Raw genomic sequence first — 16240 nt, 5'->3', positions numbered from 1 at the left:
GAGGTACGCGTTGCCCAGCTTCAAAAGGAACCTTTGACAGTCCATGGCCGCTGCCGTCGACGACGAGGACTTCCGGGAAATTCTGGCGCAAACCCGACGGTTCGTCCGTAACGCCGTCGTTCCCCGCGAACAGGAAATCCTGGCCCGCGACCGGGTACCCGACGACCTGCGGGACCAGGCCAAAAAGATGGGCCTTTTCGGGTATGCCATTCCCCAGCAGTGGGGTGGACTCGGCCTGGACCTGGTCCAGGACGTCGAGTTGGCCATGGAGCTGGGTTATACGTCGCTGGCGGTACGCTCGATGTTCGGCACCAACAACGGCATCGCCGGTCAAGTTTTGGTCGGCTTCGGCACCGACGAGCAGAAAGCCCGCTGGCTGGAGCCGATGGCCGCCGGAGAGGTGATCGCTTCCTTCGCGCTGACAGAACCGGGCGCCGGATCCAATCCGGCGGGCCTGCGCACCAAAGCTGTTCGTGACGACTCGGCAAAAAACGGTGCATGGGTGATTTCCGGGCAGAAGCGGTTCATCACCAATGCGCCGGTTGCCGACCTGTTCGTGGTTTTTGCCCGAACCCGCCCCGCCGACGACAACGGGGCGGGCATCGCGGTTTTCCTGGTGCCCGCGGACACACCGGGGGTGCAGGTGGGGACAAAAGACGCCAAGATGGGACAGGAAGGCGCGTGGACCGCCGACGTCAGCTTCACCGATGTCCGCGTTCCGGCTGCTGCCCTGGTCGGCGGCGACGAAGACATCGGTTACCGGGCAGCGATGATCTCGTTGGCGCGCGGGCGGATTCACATCGCTGCCCTGGCCGTGGGGACCGCGCAGCGGGCACTGGATGAATCCGTCGCCTATGCCGCCACGGCGACACAGGGCGGCACACCGATCGGGGAGTTCCAGTTGGTGCAGGCGATGATCGCCGACCAGCAAACCGGGGTGCTGGCCGGGCGGGCCCTGGTCCGTGACGCGGCGCGACTGTGGGTCAGCGGCGAGGATCGCCGGATCGCTCCATCGGCGGCGAAACTCTTCTGCACCGAAATGGCCGGCCGGGTCGCCGATCTTGCCGTGCAGATCCATGGCGGCAGCGGGTACATCCGCGGCGTTCCGGTGGAGCGGATCTATCGCGATGTTCGACTGTTGCGACTCTACGAGGGAACCAGCGAGATTCAGCGTTTGATCATCGGATCGAATCTCGTCAGGGCGGCCCGGCGGCGACGCTGACCCAAGCGTGCCGGCTCCTACCGTGGTGCACGGTCGAATAGCGGGATAATCATGCAAAGCGACTGCGGTGCAAAGGAATCCTCACACTGGTGACCACCAACCCGCAGCAGAGCCGAGGACCACCCGGCGCGGTTCTGCGCGCTGACCGGACACCCGTGGATCCCGATCGACATCGGAATGACACGCTGAGCTGCCGTGATGCTCATGCAGATAGGGTGCGGGCGGAGGGACTCGAACCCTCACGCTCTCTCGAGCACCGGCACCTAAAGCCGGCGCGTATACCTGTTTCGCCACGCCCGCGGGGCCTAGTGATTTTATCGCTTCGATCGCCGGGAAAATCCTCAGTGGTGTGCACTGGCCGTCGGCCACCAATTCGGTGAAGGCTGGTGGCCGGATCGGCCGGTGGGGGTCGATCATGAGGTCCCCGCCCTCCTGGCGAACGTGCTATCTGCCGGCTTGTGCTTGGGCGATGGGTATCTCACATCGGGCCCTGGTCATGACACGCTTGACCGCCCCCGAGCGATCGCGCGGTACCGTCTAAGCATGTCCACTACGCGTCGCCACAGGCCAGCGCTGATGGCGCTGGTGATCGTCGCCGCCGGCGGCTGCCTGGCACTAGGTTGGTGGCAGTGGACGCGGTTTGAGTCGGGATCGGGAACCTTCCAGAACCTCGGGTACGCACTCCAGTGGCCGCTGTTCGCCTGGTTTTTCGTGTACGCCTACGGCAAGTTCGTCCGCTACGAGGAAACGCCGCCCGAGCCGCGCAAAAACCGCGTGATGACCGAGATTCCACCCGGGCTGTTGCCCGAGCGGCCCCACCCGGCCCGGGAGCAACCCGACGACCCGGTGCTCAGACAGTACAACGCCTACCTGGCCGAGCTCGCCGAGCGTGACACCGAACAACAGGGCAGGACCACCGCATGACCACACCCGAGACACCGCAGACCACGTCGGTCACACCCGTCGAGAAGATCCGTGTGGCACTGCTCGGCTACCGGGTCATGGCCTGGGCGACGGGTATCTGGCTGATTGCGCTGTGCTACGAGATTGTCTCGCACCTGGTCTTTCATCACGAAATCCGCTGGATCGAAATCGTGCACGGCTGGGTGTATTTCACCTACGTGCTGGCAGCTTTCAACCTTGCCGTCAAGGTTCGCTGGCCGATCGCAAAGACGATCGGTGTGCTGCTGTCCGGGACCATACCGCTGCTGGGCATCATCGTTGAACACTTCCAGACCCGGGCCGTCAAGGCGCGCTTCAACCTGTAGCCACCCTCGGCCGGGCGACGAGGCGGGCCGGAACGGCCCGAGGAGGAGCCCGGCTCAACCCTCAGCCAGCCGGCGTAAAGCCGGCAGTAAGGCCGCCAGGGCCCGGCCGCGATGAGATATCGCATCCTTTTCCGCCGGGCTCAACTGCGCGGCGGTGCGGTCGCAGCCCTGGGGAATAAACACCGGGTCATAGCCGAAGCCGCCCTCGCCGCGCGCCGCGTGCGCAATGGTGCCGGGCCATTCACCGCGCACCACCACCTCGCCGAATTCGGACACCAGCGCGCAGGCCGAGACGAACATCGCGCCCCGGCGCCCGTCGGGCACATCGCGCAACTGCGCCAGCAGCAGAGCAATGTTGCTCGCGTCGTCGCCGTGTCCGCCCGACCATCGCGCCGACAGCACGCCGGGCATGCCGTTGAGCGCCGCCACCTCCAGCCCCGAGTCGTCGGCAAGGCTCGCCAGGCCCGTCGCAACGAACGCGTCACGCGCCTTGGTCAGCGCGTTGTCCTCGAACGTCGCACCGGTTTCCGGCGTGTCAGGAAATGGCGCGACGTCATCGAGCGACAGCAGCGTCAACCCGGAGATACCCGCCCGCTCCAGCACCCGGCGCAGCTCGGCCAGTTTCTTCCGGTTGCGGCTGACGACCAGCAGCCGAGTCAGTTTCCCGACGCCTTCTGGCCGGCGGGTCCTTCGGGCAACACCCCGGGATACGGCGAGGCCAGCGCCTCGTGTTGGGCGGCGAACAGCTTGTCACAAGCCCGGAACGCGGCGTCGAGCATTTTGTCCAGCGTCGAGCGCGGAAACGTCGCACCCTCACCAGTCCCTTGGATTTCCACCAGGGTTCCGGTGTCGGTGGCAACGACATTCATGTCGACTTCGGCGCGCGCGTCTTCCTCGTAGTTCAAGTCCACCCGGATCCGGCCCTCGACTACACCGACGCTGACCGCCGCGATCGCGCACGACAACGGCCGCGGATCGGAAAGCTGACCCGCCGCGGACAGGTAGGTCACCGCATCGGCCAACGCCACGTAGCCGCCCGTGATCGCCGCGGTGCGAGTTCCCCCGTCGGCCTGCAACACGTCGCAGTCGATCACGATGGTGTTCTCCCCGAACGCCCCCAGGTCGATCGCGGCCCGCAACGCCCGGCCGATGAGCCGGCTGATCTCCTGGGTGCGCCCGCTGACGCGGCCCTTCACCGATTCCCGGTCGGCGCGAGTGTGTGTCGCCGCGGGCAGCATCGCGTATTCGGCGGTGAGCCAGCCCAAACCCGACCCCTTACGCCAGCGCGGCACCCCCTCGATAACGCTGGCCGTGCACATCACCCGTGTCTGGCCGAATTCGACGAGCACCGAGCCCGCCGGGTACGAGGTGAACCCGCGGGTGATGACGACCGGGCGAAGCTCGTCGTCGAGGCGGCCGTCTTCTCGTTTAGACACCCCGCCAACATTAGCCGGGGGCCGATGCGGGTTCGAACGGCCCGGCCCGGCCGTGGGCGTGGCGCTGTGTTCGGATTCGGCAGCCCGGCATCAGCGCGGAACGTTGAACGTTTCACCGCACACCACCGCGTGCACCGGACCGTCGAACTCGGCCTTGGCTTCGCTGATCACGTCCTCGCGCGACGTCCACGGCGGAATGTGGGTGAGCAACAGCTCGCGCACACCGGCCGCCGCCGCCACCCGACCGGCCTCGGTTCCCGACATGTGCAAATTGAAGGGGCGGTCCGGTGCATGCGTCCAGGATGCTTCGCAGAGGAAAACGTCGGCGTCACGGGCCAACTCGACGAGTGACTCGCAGCTGCCGGTGTCGCCGCTGTAGACGAAACATGCCCCGGCGGGATCGGTGATCCGCAGACCATAGGACTCGGTGGGGTGCGCCACTACCCGTGGCGTCACCGTCAACGCCCCCAGCGTCACCGGCTGACCGTCGACCCACTGGCGAATATCGAAGATATCCGAGCAATCGTCGATCTCCCCACCGTATGGCGATGACGCCGCACCCAGCCGCGCCCAGGTGTCACTCGGCCCGTACATCAGCGCCTTACCCGTAGGCGGGGTCGGATGGTAGCGACGCCACACGAAAAGTCCCGGGAGATCCAGACAATGATCCGCGTGCAGATGAGACAGCAGCACATTGACCGAACCGGGATCAATGTGGCGCTGCAACGCCCCGAGAACTCCTCCGCCGAAGTCGATCACCAGTGGCGGGGTGTCCGGCGCCCGCAACAGATAACCCGATGCCGGTGAGTCCGGGCCGACGACACTGCCCGAACAACCGAGCACGGTGATCTGCACGGTCACTACTGTGCCACGCCCACCGCCGCGATGGCGAACACCGCTGCTGCACCGGCGATCATTCTTCGCGCCTACCGCACATCCAGGTGACGGCGAACAGGTTGAACACCGGTAATGGCCGGTCCTAAGAACCTGCTCGCCAGTCTGATGAAATCCTCCGGGTCGCCGGTGGCCTCGAATAGCCGGGTTGCCGGCGGCGCATGGTGCGGACGCAGCAGATCCAGCTCGGTAAGCACCCGCACCAGCTCCTTCGCGGTCTCCTCGGCGCTGGAAACCAGCGTGACGCTGTCTCCCATTGCCAACTGGATGATGCCGGACAGCAAGGGATAGTGTGTGCAGCCGAGCACCACGGTGTCCACTCCGGCGCGCTGCAGCGGTTCCAGGTAGCCTTCTGCCAGACCGAGCACCTGACGCCCGCTGGTGATCCCGCGTTCGACGAAATCGACAAACCGCGGGCAGGCCGCAGCGGTGATCTCGGTGTCGCGGGCGGCGGCGAACGCGTCCTGATAGGCCCGTGAGGCGATGGTCGCCCGGGTGCCGATCACTCCGATGCGGCCGTTGCGGGTGGCGGCCACCGCGCGCCGTACCGCGGGCAGGATCACCTCGATGACGGGCACGTCGTAGCGTTCGCGGGCGTCTCGCAGGCACGCCGCCGATGCCGAGTTGCAGGCGATCACCAGTGCTTTAACGCCACGAGCGACGAGATCGTCGCCGAGCGCCAACGCGTGCGCGCGGATCTCGGGGATGCGCAGCGGTCCGTAGGGGCCGTTGGCGGTGTCGCCCACATAGATGATGTCTTCGTCGGGCAATTGGTCGATGATTGCGCGTGCCACCGTCAGCCCTCCGACGCCCGAGTCGAAGATGCCGATGGGAGCTAGGGGCGATATCACCGGCGCACCACTTCGGCTCTGCGGCGGAGCCGGGCATGGCGTTCCGGCCCGGACAGCAGGTAAGCCGCCAGCACACCGGCGAGCGCGCCGCACAGATGCGCCTGCCAGGACACGCCTCCACACATGTGAAGCACCGGTAGTGCGCCCCAAATGATGCCGCCGTACAAGACCACCGCTACCATACCGAGAACGATCTGCCAGACGGTGCGGGTGAAGAAACCGAAGACCACCAGGAAGGCCAGCCAGCCGAAGATCAGGCCGGAGGCCCCGATGTGGTCGGTCTCACCGCAGGTCGATCCCACATTGCCGATCAGCCAGGTGCCGACGCCGCCGAGGATCCATATGATCGCGGTCGCCCCGACGAACCGGGCCAAACCCGTCAAGGTCGCCAGGAAACCGAGAACCAGCGCTGGAGGGGTATTGGCAATCAGGTGAGCCCAGCTCGCATGCAGGAGCGGCGCGAGGATGATCCCCCAGAGGCCGTCGGTTTCCAGCGGCCGGATGCCGTCGTAGTCCAGCGAATGACCCGTCAGCTGATCGAACAATTCGACCACGTAGAGCAGCGCCACAAAGGTGACAATCGTCGCGGCACCAAGCACCCAGCGGGGCGGTTTCTTGGCCTGTGGTTGCTGCGCCGACGACTGTCCGGCCCGCCGGGCGGCCATTTAGCGCCACTCCGTGATCCCGGCCACGCCGGCATCATCGTCGTCGGCGTCGATCATGAGCGCCACTCCTTGATCCCGGCTACGCCGGCATCGCGTCGTGGCGCGGATCATGAGCGCCACTCCTTGATCCCGGCTACGCCGGCATCGCGTCGTGGCGCGGATCACGCCCACAGCTGCCCTTCCAGGGCATGCTCGGCCTCATCCACGGTCCCGGCGTAGGCACCGGTGGACAGATACTTCCAGCCCGCATCGGCGACGACGAACGCGATGTCTGCGCGCTCACCGGCGTTGACGGCCTTCGCGGCTGCCGCGAGCGCGGCGTGCAGCGCCGCGCCCGTAGAAATACCCGCGAAAATGCCTTCGGCGTCGATCAACTCGCGGGTCCGGCGCACTGCGTCGGCGGCGCCGACGGAGTACCGGGCGGTGAGCACGTCGGAGTCATAGAGCTCGGGAACGAAGCCCTCGTCGATATTGCGCAGCGCATAGACGTCTTCACCGTAGCGGGGTTCGGCGGCCACGATCTGGACGCCGGGAACACGCTCTCGCAGGAATCGGCCGGTGCCCATCAGCGTGCCGGTAGTACCCAGCCCCGCGACGAAATGGGTGATCTCGGGCAGGTCAGCCAGCAGCTCGGGGCCGGTGCCGTAGTAGTGCGCGTCGGTGTTGGCCGTATTGCCGTACTGGTAGAGCATCACCCACGACGGGTTGGCCGCGGCCAGTTCTTTCGCGGTAGCCACCGCGGTATTGGAGCCGCCTTCGGCAGGTGAATAGATAACCCGGGCACCGTAGAGTTCGAGCATCTGGCGCCGCTCCACCGAGGTGTTCTCCGGCATCACGCAGATCAGCCGGTAGCCCTTCAGCTTGGCCGCCATCGCCAGCGAGATGCCGGTGTTGCCGCTAGTGGGCTCCAGGATGGTGGCCCCGGGCCGCAGCAGCCCGTCAGCCTCGGCCTGCTCGATCATCCGCAGCGCCGGCCGGTCCTTGATCGACCCGGTGGGGTTGCGATCCTCGAGTTTGGCCCACAGCCGCACGTGCGGTGCCGGGGGATCCCGATCAACCAAATCGTCCCAGCGCGGTGATAGATGCGGCAGCCCGACCAGGGGCGTGTTACCCAGGGCCTGCAGCAGTGAGGTGTATCGGGTCATCTGCTCCCACCGGCGACCGCGGGCAAGATGGTGACCGAATCGCCGTCGGCGATAGCGGTGTCCAGGCCGCCGGAGAATCGCACGTCTTCGTCGTTGACGTAAATGTTGATGAAGCGGTGCAGCTTCCCGTCAGCGATGAGGCGCTCGGAGATGCCCGAGTAACGCGCCTCCAGGTCGTCGATGACGGCGGCCAGCGTGTCGCCCTTGGCTTCGACGCGCTTCTTGCCGCCGGTGTGGGCGCGCAGGATAGTCGGAATGGACACGATGACACTCATGGCTCGGATTCTTCCCTGATCTGATAGTGCCTCTGATACTGCTTGACGATCTTGACCGGCTCTTCGGTGACAGTGCCGTTGACGATGCGAAAGCTGCGCACCTCGGGCCGGTCCGGGTCTCGGGTGGACACCACCACATAGTGCGCATCCGGTTCGGCGGCCAGGCTCACGTCGGTCCGGCTCGGGTAGGCCTCGGTCGCGGTGTGCGAATGATAGATGACGATCGGGGCCTCACCTGCGTCTTCCATGGCACGCCACACCTTGAGTTGTTCGGCCGAATCGAACCGGTAGAACGTCGGCGACCGCTCGGCGTTCGCCATGGCGATGTGGCGCTCCGGCCGGTCGGATCCTTCCGGGCCGGCGAGCACTCCGCAGGCTTCGTCCGGGTGGTCGGAGCGGGCATGTGCGATCATCGCGTCCACCAAATCAGCTCGAATCAGCAGCACGTCACCGGTTTCCCTTCGGTTGCTCGAACGCTCCCGGCAACATGCCGCGATACGTCGGTATTCCGGCCACTGACTCGGCGGTGAGCACACCGGCCAGCACGGCACGGGCCAGGCAGTCGGCCGCCGCCGCGGCGACCGCGCTCAGCAGCGCCGTCTCGGGAGAAAATGCCGCCGGCGTCTCGATAGCCGACGGCGCCCCGGCGACGGCGCCGGTGGCCAGCGCGAACACCATATCGCCGTCGACGGGGGTGTGTGCCGGCCGGATCGCCCGGGCCAGTCCGTCGTGGGCGGCACTGGCGACCTGCCGGCACCCGGACGGACTGAGCACGGCGTCGGTGGCCACCACCGCCACCGTCGTGTTCAGCAAGCTTGATGGGGTTTTCAGCCGCGCCAGCGCGGCGATTTGCTCGGCCGGCGGCGGTATCAGCCCGAACTCGTCGACCAGGTACGCCAGCCACGGCAGGCCGGTAGCCCGGTCGATGACGTCGCCCGCACAGTTCACCGCGGCGAGTGCGCCGACGGTGACCCCACACTCCAGCGTCGCCGACGCGGTCCCGACACCGCCCTTAAGCGCGCCGGCGCGGGCGCCCACCCCCGCACCGACCGTCCCGACGGCAATGTCCACCCCCGCCGCCTCGCAGGCCGCGTACCCGAACTCGGCGGTCGGCCGCCGCTTCCAGGCACCGACATCCAGATCGAAGATCACCGCGGCCGGCACGATGGGGACTACCCCGCCGGCCAGCGCGACACCGCGAGCGCGTTCCTCCAACCAGCGCATGACGCCGTCCGCGGCCGCCAGCCCGTAGGCACTGCCGCCGGCGATCAGCACCGCATCGACGTATCGCACGGTGTTGGCGGGGTCGAGCAGATCGGTCTCCCGGCTGCCGGGAGCGCCGCCTCGGGAATCGACGGCACCCACCGTGCCAGGCGGAGCCAACACCACGGTGACGCCCGTCGCCCAACCGCTGCCCATGGTGACATCGGGGTCCAGTTGCTGAAAGTGGCCGACGAGGATGCCCCCTACGTCGGTGATGGAATTCATAGGCAATTCATCGGGCAGGCTTACCCATCAACGCCAATACTAGGTATTCCTGCAAGACGGTCAGCCACTGATACACCTCGAGATGCGCAGCCAGCGGATGGCCGTCGGGCAGCCGCTCCGGCCCGTCGGGGCCGACGCCCAGCATGGTGCCCAGCGCCAGCCGGACGTCGTTGACCGCGGCGATCCAGGCGTTCGCGCCTTCCTCGGTCAGCTCGAACCGGCCGCCAGCGTCCGGGACGGAGTCCAATAACTGTTGTGCGGCAACACGTTTGGCGTCAATGATCTCCGGCTCATGCAGGCTGCGCAGCGCGGCGTTCAGGCTATCGGTGTTCTCCGAACCGTCGGCCTTGTGGAAATCAGGTAGCAACCGGCGTAGTGTCGCGTCGCTGGGCGGTTCGGCGTTTCCGGTGTGTAGGCCGGTGATCTGCTCGAGTTCGTCCGGGGGCGCGGACGACTCCCGCTCGTCGAGCATGGCGATCAACGAGCCGACCATGGTCTTGAGCAACGCCGCCTCGTGCGGGTCCAATGCGGATCGAAAGCGGGGGCCCTCGGCCGTCTCGACCCGCTTCCACTTGCGCACGGCGATCCCGAAAGTCCTTTGAGAGCTATCGGTCCTGCTGCATCGTTGCCCACAACCCGGCGGCATGCAGCCTGGACACGTCGACTTCCATGGCCTCCCGACTGCCCGACGACACCACGGCCTTGCCTTCGTTGTGCACCTGCAGCATCAGCTTGGTGGCGTGCGGCTCGCTGTAGCCGAACAGCTTCTGGAAGACATATGTCACATAGCTCATCAGGTTGATGGGATCGTCCCACACGATGGTGACCCACGGACCTGCCGTGGCATCGCCCGCATCGACATGCCGTTGCCCGGTGGTGTCGGGCTTGGTAGGCGCTGAGGCAACCATGACTCCAGGATACCGGGCGGGTTGCCGCGCCCGATACCGTTGCGCTGTGCACGACTCGTCTCCTGTCGGGCTGCTGACCGACAAGTACGAGCTGACCATGCTCGCGGCGGCGCTGCGCGACGGCACCGCAAATCGCCGGACCACCTTCGAGCTGTTCGCCCGCCGCCTGCCCGAAGGGCGCCGTTATGGCGTGGTCGCCGGCACCGGCCGGTTTTTGGAAGTGCTGCCGGAATTCCGGTTCGACGACGTCGCTCTGGACATGCTGGCCGAATTCCTCGACCGGGAAACGCTGGCGTATCTGCGGGATTTTCAGTTTCGCGGCGACGTCGACGGTTACCTGGAGGGGGAACTGTATTTCCCCGGATCGCCCGTGCTTTCGGTGCACGGCAGTTTCGCCGAATGTGTGGTGCTGGAAACCCTGGCGCTGTCGATCTTTAACCACGATAGCGCCATCGCCTCAGCGGCGGCCCGTATGGTCAGTGCCGCCCACGGCCGCCCGCTCATCGAGATGGGCTCTAGGCGCACGCACGAGCGGGCCGCCGTTGCGGCGGCCCGTGCGGCCTATATCGCCGGCTTCGCCGGGTCGTCCAACCTGGAGGCCCAGCGCCGATATGGCGTTCCGGCGGAGGGCACCGCCGCCCATGCGTTCACCTTGCTGCACACCCGCGCCGACGGACCTGACGAGCTGGCCGCGTTTCGTGCGCAGGTCGACGCGCTGGGCCCCAACACCACGCTGCTGGTGGACACCTACGACGTGACAACCGGGGTGGCCAACGCCGTAGCGGCCGCCGGAACCGCACTCGGCGCGGTGCGCATTGATTCCGGCGAGTTGGGGGTGCTGGCCCGTCAGGTGCGCGAGCAGCTCGACCGGTTGGGCGCCACGCAGACCAAAATTGTGGTGTCCGGTGATCTCGACGAATTCGCCATCGCCGGACTGCGCGCCGAGCCGGTGGATAGCTATGGGGTCGGCACGGCGCTGGTGACGGGATCGGGTGCACCGACCGCGAACATGGTGTACAAGCTGGTGGAAGTGGACGGCCGGCCGGTGCAGAAGCGCAGCAGCCGCAAAGAGTCCCTGGGCGGCCGCAAGGAGGCGTTGCGGCTGGCGCGTCCCACCGGCACCATCACCGAGGAGATCGTGCACCCGGCGGGCCGCCCGCCCGACGTCGCGGAGCCGCACCGAGTGTTGACCACCCCGCTGGTCCGCGCCGGGCGAGCGGTGGTCGACGTGGACCTGACTGCCGCGCGCAAGCTGGTGGAATCCGGTTTGCGCAGCCTACCGTGGGAGGGTCTGAACTTGTCGCACGGTGAGCCGGCGATCCCGACACTGCACATCCCCGCCGGATAACACCGCCGCCACTTGGGAGAAGCCACGCCAGATTTGTCCGTGCCCCGGCTGCTGGCCACCGCGGTGGCCGCGATCGGCGGCAGCGAGCGCCGCGGCCAACTGTTGATGGCCGAAGCGGTCGCGCACGCCTTCGACACCGGTGAGCACCTTGTGGTCCAGGCCGGGACCGGCACCGGCAAGTCGCTGGCGTATCTCGTCCCGGCGATCATGCATGCGGTCTCGGCCGACACGCCGGTGGTGGTGTCCACCGCGACCATCGCATTACAGCGCCAACTCATCGATCGCGATCTGCCGCGGCTGGCCGACGCGCTGTCCGATGAGCTGCCCCGCCGGCCCCGGTTCGCACTTCTCAAGGGCCGGCGAAACTATCTGTGCCTGAACAAGATACACAATGGTGCCGCGGACCACGCCGACGCCGGGAACGACCCGCAAGATGAGCTCTTTGAGCCGCCCGGGGCCCCCGCGTCGGTCCGCGACATGCAGCGGCTCACCGCGTGGGCGTCGAGCACCGCGTCCGGGGACTGGGACGATCTGCGGCCCGGTGTGTCGGATCGGGCCTGGGCTCAGGTCAGCGTCTCGGCGCGGGAATGTCTGGGCGCCCCTCGCTGCCCGTTCGGCGCTCAGTGCTTCGCCGAGCGGGCGCGGGACCGGGCCTTCACCGTCGACGTCGTGGTCACCAACCACGCGTTGCTGGCCATCGATGCCCTGAGCGAGTCGGCGGTGCTGCCCGAGCACCGGCTGCTGGTGGTCGACGAGGCCCACGAGCTGGTGGACCGCGTCACAGCGGTGGCCACCGGGGAGTTGACGCCAACGGCGCTCGCCGTCACCACCCGGCGGGTCGTCCGGCTGGTTGAACCGGAACTGATCCAACGGCTGCAAGCGGCGTCGGCGGCCTTCACCGTGGCGATCGACGAGATGCCTCCCGGCCGCATCGATCGCCTCGGCGACCCGTTGGCGACGCACCTCACCGCGCTGCGCGACGCTGCGGGCGCGGCGCGGTCGGCGATCGACACATCACCTGCGGACACCGCGGCGGCAGCGGCGCGCGCCCAGGCGGTCACCGGCCTTACCGAAATCTCCGAAACGGCGTCACGCATTTTGGCGTCATTTGGCCCCGCGGTCCCCGATCGCGGCGACGTGGTCTGGCTGGACCGCGAGGATAGCCACGATCTGCCACGGGCCGCGCTGCGGGTGGCGCCGCTGTCGGTGGCCGGGGTGCTGCGCAGCCAGGTGTTCACCCGCTCGACGACGGTGTTGACCTCGGCCACGCTGGCTCTCGGGGGATCCTTCGACGCGATGGCCACGGCCTGGGGTCTCAGCGGCCCACCGACCGCCGCGGAGCCGGACCGCCCGCGCTGGCGGGGACTCGACGTGGGCTCACCGTTTCAGCACGCCAAGGCGGGAATCCTCTACGTCGCCGCCCACCTGCCGCCTCCGGGCCTTGACGGCACCGGCTCCGCTGAGCAGCTCACCGAAATCGCCGAACTCGTCAGCGCGGCCGGGGGGCGCACGCTGGGACTGTTCTCGTCGATGCGGGCGGCCCGCGTCACCGCCGAGGCCATGCGGGAGCGGCTGTCCACCCCGGTGCTGTGCCAGGGCGACGACAGCACCGCCGCGCTGATCGATCAGTTCGCCGCCGACCCTGCGACCTCGCTGTTTGGCACGCTGTCGCTGTGGCAGGGCATCGACGTCCCCGGACCGTCGCTGTCGCTGGTCATCATCGACCGGATCCCCTTTCCGCGGCCCGACGACCCACTGCTGAGCGCCCGGCAGCGTGCGGTGTCCGCGCACGGCGGCAACGGGTTCATGGCGATCGCCGCCAGCCACGCCGCGCTGCTGCTGGCGCAGGGAGCGGGCCGGCTGCTGCGCACCGTCGGCGACCGCGGGGTGATCGCGGTGCTTGACTGCCGAATGGTGACCGCCCGCTACGGCGGTTACCTGCGCGCCTCACTGCCGCCGTTCTGGCCGACCACCGATCCGACGCAGGTTCGCAGGGCGCTCCAACGGCTGCGCGCGTCACTCGACGTCATGCCAGGGTGACCAGGCCAAGTTCGCTGGGCGCGGCCAGCAGTGGGTGCTGTGGCAGCACCCGAACCGTGTAACCGACCGCCCCGGCTACCGGCAGCGCTGTGGTCATCGAGAAGACCTCTTTGCCGGCACCGGCGCTGCGCAGGTGCGCCATCTCGACGGTGACCGGATCCACAAGCGCATCATTGGCGTCCACCCTGCCCAGCACCGCCTGCACCGCCACCTCATCCGGTCGCAGCCCGGCCAGCTGCACGGTCGCGGTCAGGGTCAACTTCGACCCCAGCAGCGGCGTGTCGGGCAGTCCGGTGCTGTCGACGTCGGTGATCTGGATTTTCGGCCATGCCTCTTCGACGCGTCGGCGGTAAGCGGCCAGCTCTCGAGCCGGTCCGAACTCGGCACCGTCGGCGCCGGCACCAACGGTCCTGCGCAGCGACTGAGCCGCCGGACGATAGTACTGCTCGACATACTCGCGCACCATGCGAGACGCCAACACCTTGGGGCCCAGCGCCTGCAGCGTGTGGCGCACCATTTCGATCCATCGCGGTGGCACCCCGCGCTCGTCACGCTCGTAAAACTTCGGTGCCACCGCCTGCTCCAGCAGCTGATAGAGGGCGCTGGCTTCCAGGTCGTCCCGACGGTCTTCTGCCATCACACCGTCGGCAGACGGTATCTCCCAGCCGTTTTCACCGTCGTACCATTCGTCCCACCAGCCATCGCGGATGGACAGATTCAACCCGCCGTTAAGGGCACTTTTCATCCCCGATGTGCCGCACGCCTCCAAAGGGCGCAGCGGGTTGTTCAGCCAGACATCGCAGCCCCAGTACAACAGCCGGGCCATCGACATGTCATAGTCGGGCAAAAAAGCGATGCGATGACGCACCTCCGGGCGGTCGGCGAACCGAACCACCTGCTGGATCAGCGCCTTACCGCCCTCGTCGGCCGGATGCGACTTGCCGGCAACGATCATCTGAATCGGCCGTTCCTCATCGAGCAGCAGCCGTTCCAACCGGTACGGGTCCCGCAGCATCAACGTCAGCCGCTTGTACGTCGGGACCCGCCGCGCGAACCCGACTGTTAGCACCTCTGGATCGAATGCCGTTGCGATCCAACCTAATTCAGCCTCGGCCGCGCCCCGCTCCAGCCAGGATCGGCGCAGCCGTACCCGAACATCGTCGATCAGCAGCGCTCGCAGTTGCGAGCGGATTTTCCACAGCTGCGCCGGGTCGATCTGCTGCAGTCGCTGCCACACCGCGGGCTCCCGCAACGCCGAATCCGAGCCGGCCAGTTCACGCCCCAGCTGCAACCACTGCGGTGCGGCCCAGGTGGGCCCGTGCACGCCGTTGGTGATCGACCCGATCGGCACCTCCTCGGGGTCGAACCCACGCCACAGCTGGTTGAACATGAACCGGCTCACCCGGCCGTGCAACCGTGAGACCCCGTTGGCCCGTTGCGCCAGCCGCAGACCCATATGCGCCATATTGAACGTTCCCGGGTCATCCTCGGCTCCCAGCGCGAGAACCCGGTCGGTCGGCACACCGGGCAGCAGCGCAGCTGACCCGGTGTCGTCGAAGTAGCGTCGAACCATCTCTACCGGAAAGCGGTCGATGCCGGCCGGCACCGGGGTGTGCGTGGTGAACACCGTGCTGGACCGCACCACTGCCAGCGCGGTGTCGAAATCCAACCCCGACTCGGTGATCAGTTCCCGGATGCGTTCGATCCCGAGGAATCCGGCGTGCCCCTCGTTCATGTGGAACACCTCAGGCACGGGCAGGCCTTCGATGGCGGTGAACGCCCGGATCGCCCGCACCCCGCCGATACCGGCCAGGATCTCCTGCTTGATGCGGTGCTCCTGGTCGCCGCCGTAGAGGCGGTCGGTGACACTGCGCAGGCCGTGCTCGTTCTCCGGGATGTCGGAGTCCAACAAAAGCAACGGAACCCTCCCCACCTGCGCTACCCAGATTCGCGCCCGAAGCTGCGCGGAGTCCGGCAAAGCCAGCTCGATCAGCACCGGCTCGCCGCCGTCGCTCAGCAACCGCAACGGCAACCCCTGCGGATCCAGTGAAGGGTATGTCTCGCGCTGCCAACCGTCGGCGCTCAGCGACTGGCGGAAATACCCGGAGCGGTAGTACAGTCCCACCCCGATCAGCGGCACTCCCAGGTCGGATGCCGACTTCAGGTGGTCTCCGGCGAGGATGCCAAGGCCCCCCGAATAGTTGGGCAGCACCTCGGCCACCCCGAATTCCATCGAAAAATAGGCGATCCCGGTGGGCATGGCAAGGCCGTCGCGCTCCTGCTGCTGATACCAGAGCGGACGGGTCAAATAGTCGTTCAGGTCGGCCGCCAATTCGTCGAGCCTGGCCACGAAATCGGCGTCGACGGCCAACTCGTCGAGCCGGGCGGGGCTCACCGCGCCCAGCAGTGCCACCGGGTCATGGCCGCATTGTTCCCATAGCGTCGGGTCGATGGCCGCGAAGAGATCCTGCGTCGGCTTCTCCCAGGACCATCGCAAGTTGGTCGACAGCTGATCCAGCGCGGCCAGCCGCTGCGGCAGGTGAGCGCGGACGGTAAACCGGCGGAGAGCTTTCACGGATCACTACCTTACTGACGGCTCGGCTCACCGCAGCGCGTCGAAGCGGCTGCTTGGCACTCACGGAGTGCCCGGGCACTACGGTGGGTATCGCCGGTGGGTACCGCGGGACGGGTGTTGCCGAG

At 67.4% G+C, this 16240-nt stretch carries 17 protein-coding genes and 1 tRNA gene; 5 read left to right on the top strand and 13 right to left on the bottom strand.

The window, feature by feature from the left end; all coding sequences use genetic code 11:
- The first annotated feature begins 43 nt into the window (after positions 1-43).
- A complete protein-coding gene (locus QJR12_RS15295) occupies positions 44-1222 on the top strand; it encodes an acyl-CoA dehydrogenase family protein (protein ID WP_300583952.1) in 1179 nt (392 codons plus the stop codon).
- Positions 1223-1438: 216 nt separating this feature from the next.
- Here the strand turns inward: QJR12_RS15295 and QJR12_RS15290 are convergent.
- Positions 1439-1522, bottom strand: a tRNA-Leu gene (locus QJR12_RS15290).
- Between the two features lie 243 nt (positions 1523-1765).
- Here QJR12_RS15290 and QJR12_RS15285 point away from each other — a divergent pair.
- Both QJR12_RS15285 and QJR12_RS15280 read left to right on the top strand, forming a co-directional pair.
- A complete protein-coding gene (locus tag QJR12_RS15285) occupies positions 1766-2146 on the top strand; it encodes a hypothetical protein (protein ID WP_300583950.1) in 381 nt (126 codons plus the stop codon).
- Positions 2143-2490, top strand: a complete 348-nt coding sequence (locus QJR12_RS15280; protein ID WP_300583948.1) for a DUF3817 domain-containing protein — start codon at positions 2143-2145, stop codon at positions 2488-2490. Before QJR12_RS15285 ends, QJR12_RS15280 begins: the two co-directional genes overlap by 4 nt.
- Positions 2491-2544: 54 nt before the next feature.
- On the opposite strand, the gene rdgB is transcribed toward QJR12_RS15280, so the two are convergent.
- The 11 genes from rdgB to clpS form a co-directional block, all read right to left on the bottom strand.
- The gene (gene rdgB, locus QJR12_RS15275) at positions 2545-3150 is read right to left on the bottom strand and encodes an RdgB/HAM1 family non-canonical purine NTP pyrophosphatase (RefSeq protein ID WP_300584025.1); all 606 of its coding nucleotides are present in this window, start codon (positions 3148-3150) and stop codon (positions 2545-2547) included.
- Positions 3147-3926, bottom strand: a complete 780-nt coding sequence (gene rph / locus QJR12_RS15270) for a ribonuclease PH (RefSeq protein WP_300583946.1) — start codon at positions 3924-3926, stop codon at positions 3147-3149. The genes rdgB and rph overlap by 4 nt, the downstream gene beginning before the upstream one ends.
- Positions 3927-4016: 90 nt before the next feature.
- Entirely contained in the window at positions 4017-4787 is a 771-nt protein-coding gene (locus QJR12_RS15265) for a cyclic nucleotide-degrading phosphodiesterase (protein ID WP_300583944.1), read from the bottom strand.
- 65 nt (positions 4788-4852) lie between these two features.
- Entirely contained in the window at positions 4853-5671 is an 819-nt protein-coding gene (gene murI / locus QJR12_RS15260; protein ID WP_300583942.1) for a glutamate racemase, read from the bottom strand.
- Complete coding sequence (locus QJR12_RS15255; protein WP_300583940.1) at positions 5668-6336, bottom strand: rhomboid family intramembrane serine protease; 669 nt, start codon at positions 6334-6336, stop codon at positions 5668-5670. Before QJR12_RS15255 ends, murI begins: the two co-directional genes overlap by 4 nt.
- 161 nt (positions 6337-6497) lie before the next feature.
- Positions 6498-7481, bottom strand: a complete 984-nt coding sequence (locus QJR12_RS15250; protein WP_300583938.1) for a cysteine synthase — start codon at positions 7479-7481, stop codon at positions 6498-6500.
- Complete coding sequence (locus QJR12_RS15245) at positions 7478-7756, bottom strand: MoaD/ThiS family protein (protein WP_300583936.1); 279 nt, start codon at positions 7754-7756, stop codon at positions 7478-7480. Before QJR12_RS15245 ends, QJR12_RS15250 begins: the two co-directional genes overlap by 4 nt.
- Positions 7753-8202, bottom strand: a complete 450-nt coding sequence (locus QJR12_RS15240) for a M67 family metallopeptidase (protein ID WP_300583934.1) — start codon at positions 8200-8202, stop codon at positions 7753-7755. The genes QJR12_RS15245 and QJR12_RS15240 overlap by 4 nt, the downstream gene beginning before the upstream one ends.
- Position 8203: 1 nt before the next feature.
- Positions 8204-9244 (bottom strand): P1 family peptidase, encoded by a 1041-nt coding sequence (locus QJR12_RS15235; protein ID WP_300583933.1) that lies wholly within the window; start codon positions 9242-9244, stop codon positions 8204-8206.
- Positions 9245-9251: 7 nt separating this feature from the next.
- Positions 9252-9824: a DUF2017 domain-containing protein gene (locus tag QJR12_RS15230; protein ID WP_300583931.1), complete on the bottom strand. Its 573-nt coding sequence runs from the start codon at positions 9822-9824 to the stop codon at positions 9252-9254.
- 25 nt (positions 9825-9849) lie between these two features.
- Complete coding sequence (gene clpS, locus QJR12_RS15225) at positions 9850-10152, bottom strand: ATP-dependent Clp protease adapter ClpS (protein WP_300583929.1); 303 nt, start codon at positions 10150-10152, stop codon at positions 9850-9852.
- A 46-nt stretch (positions 10153-10198) separates the two neighbouring features.
- Between clpS and QJR12_RS15220 the strand changes: the two genes are divergently transcribed.
- The gene (locus QJR12_RS15220) at positions 10199-11500 is read left to right on the top strand and encodes a nicotinate phosphoribosyltransferase (RefSeq protein ID WP_300583927.1); all 1302 of its coding nucleotides are present in this window, start codon (positions 10199-10201) and stop codon (positions 11498-11500) included.
- 33 nt (positions 11501-11533) lie between these two features.
- Positions 11534-13540: an ATP-dependent DNA helicase gene (locus QJR12_RS15215; RefSeq protein WP_300583925.1), complete on the top strand. Its 2007-nt coding sequence runs from the start codon at positions 11534-11536 to the stop codon at positions 13538-13540.
- Here the strand turns inward: QJR12_RS15215 and QJR12_RS15210 are convergent.
- Positions 13527-16115 (bottom strand): glycosyltransferase family 1 protein, encoded by a 2589-nt coding sequence (locus QJR12_RS15210; protein WP_300583923.1) that lies wholly within the window; start codon positions 16113-16115, stop codon positions 13527-13529. The two genes, QJR12_RS15215 and QJR12_RS15210, sit on opposite strands and share 14 nt — an antisense overlap.
- Positions 16116-16240 lie beyond the last annotated feature (125 nt).

Source organism: Mycobacterium sp., assembly GCF_029961025.1.
GTDB lineage: Bacteria > Actinomycetota > Actinomycetes > Mycobacteriales > Mycobacteriaceae > Mycobacterium.
This window is presented reverse-complemented; position numbering and strand designations above follow the sequence as displayed.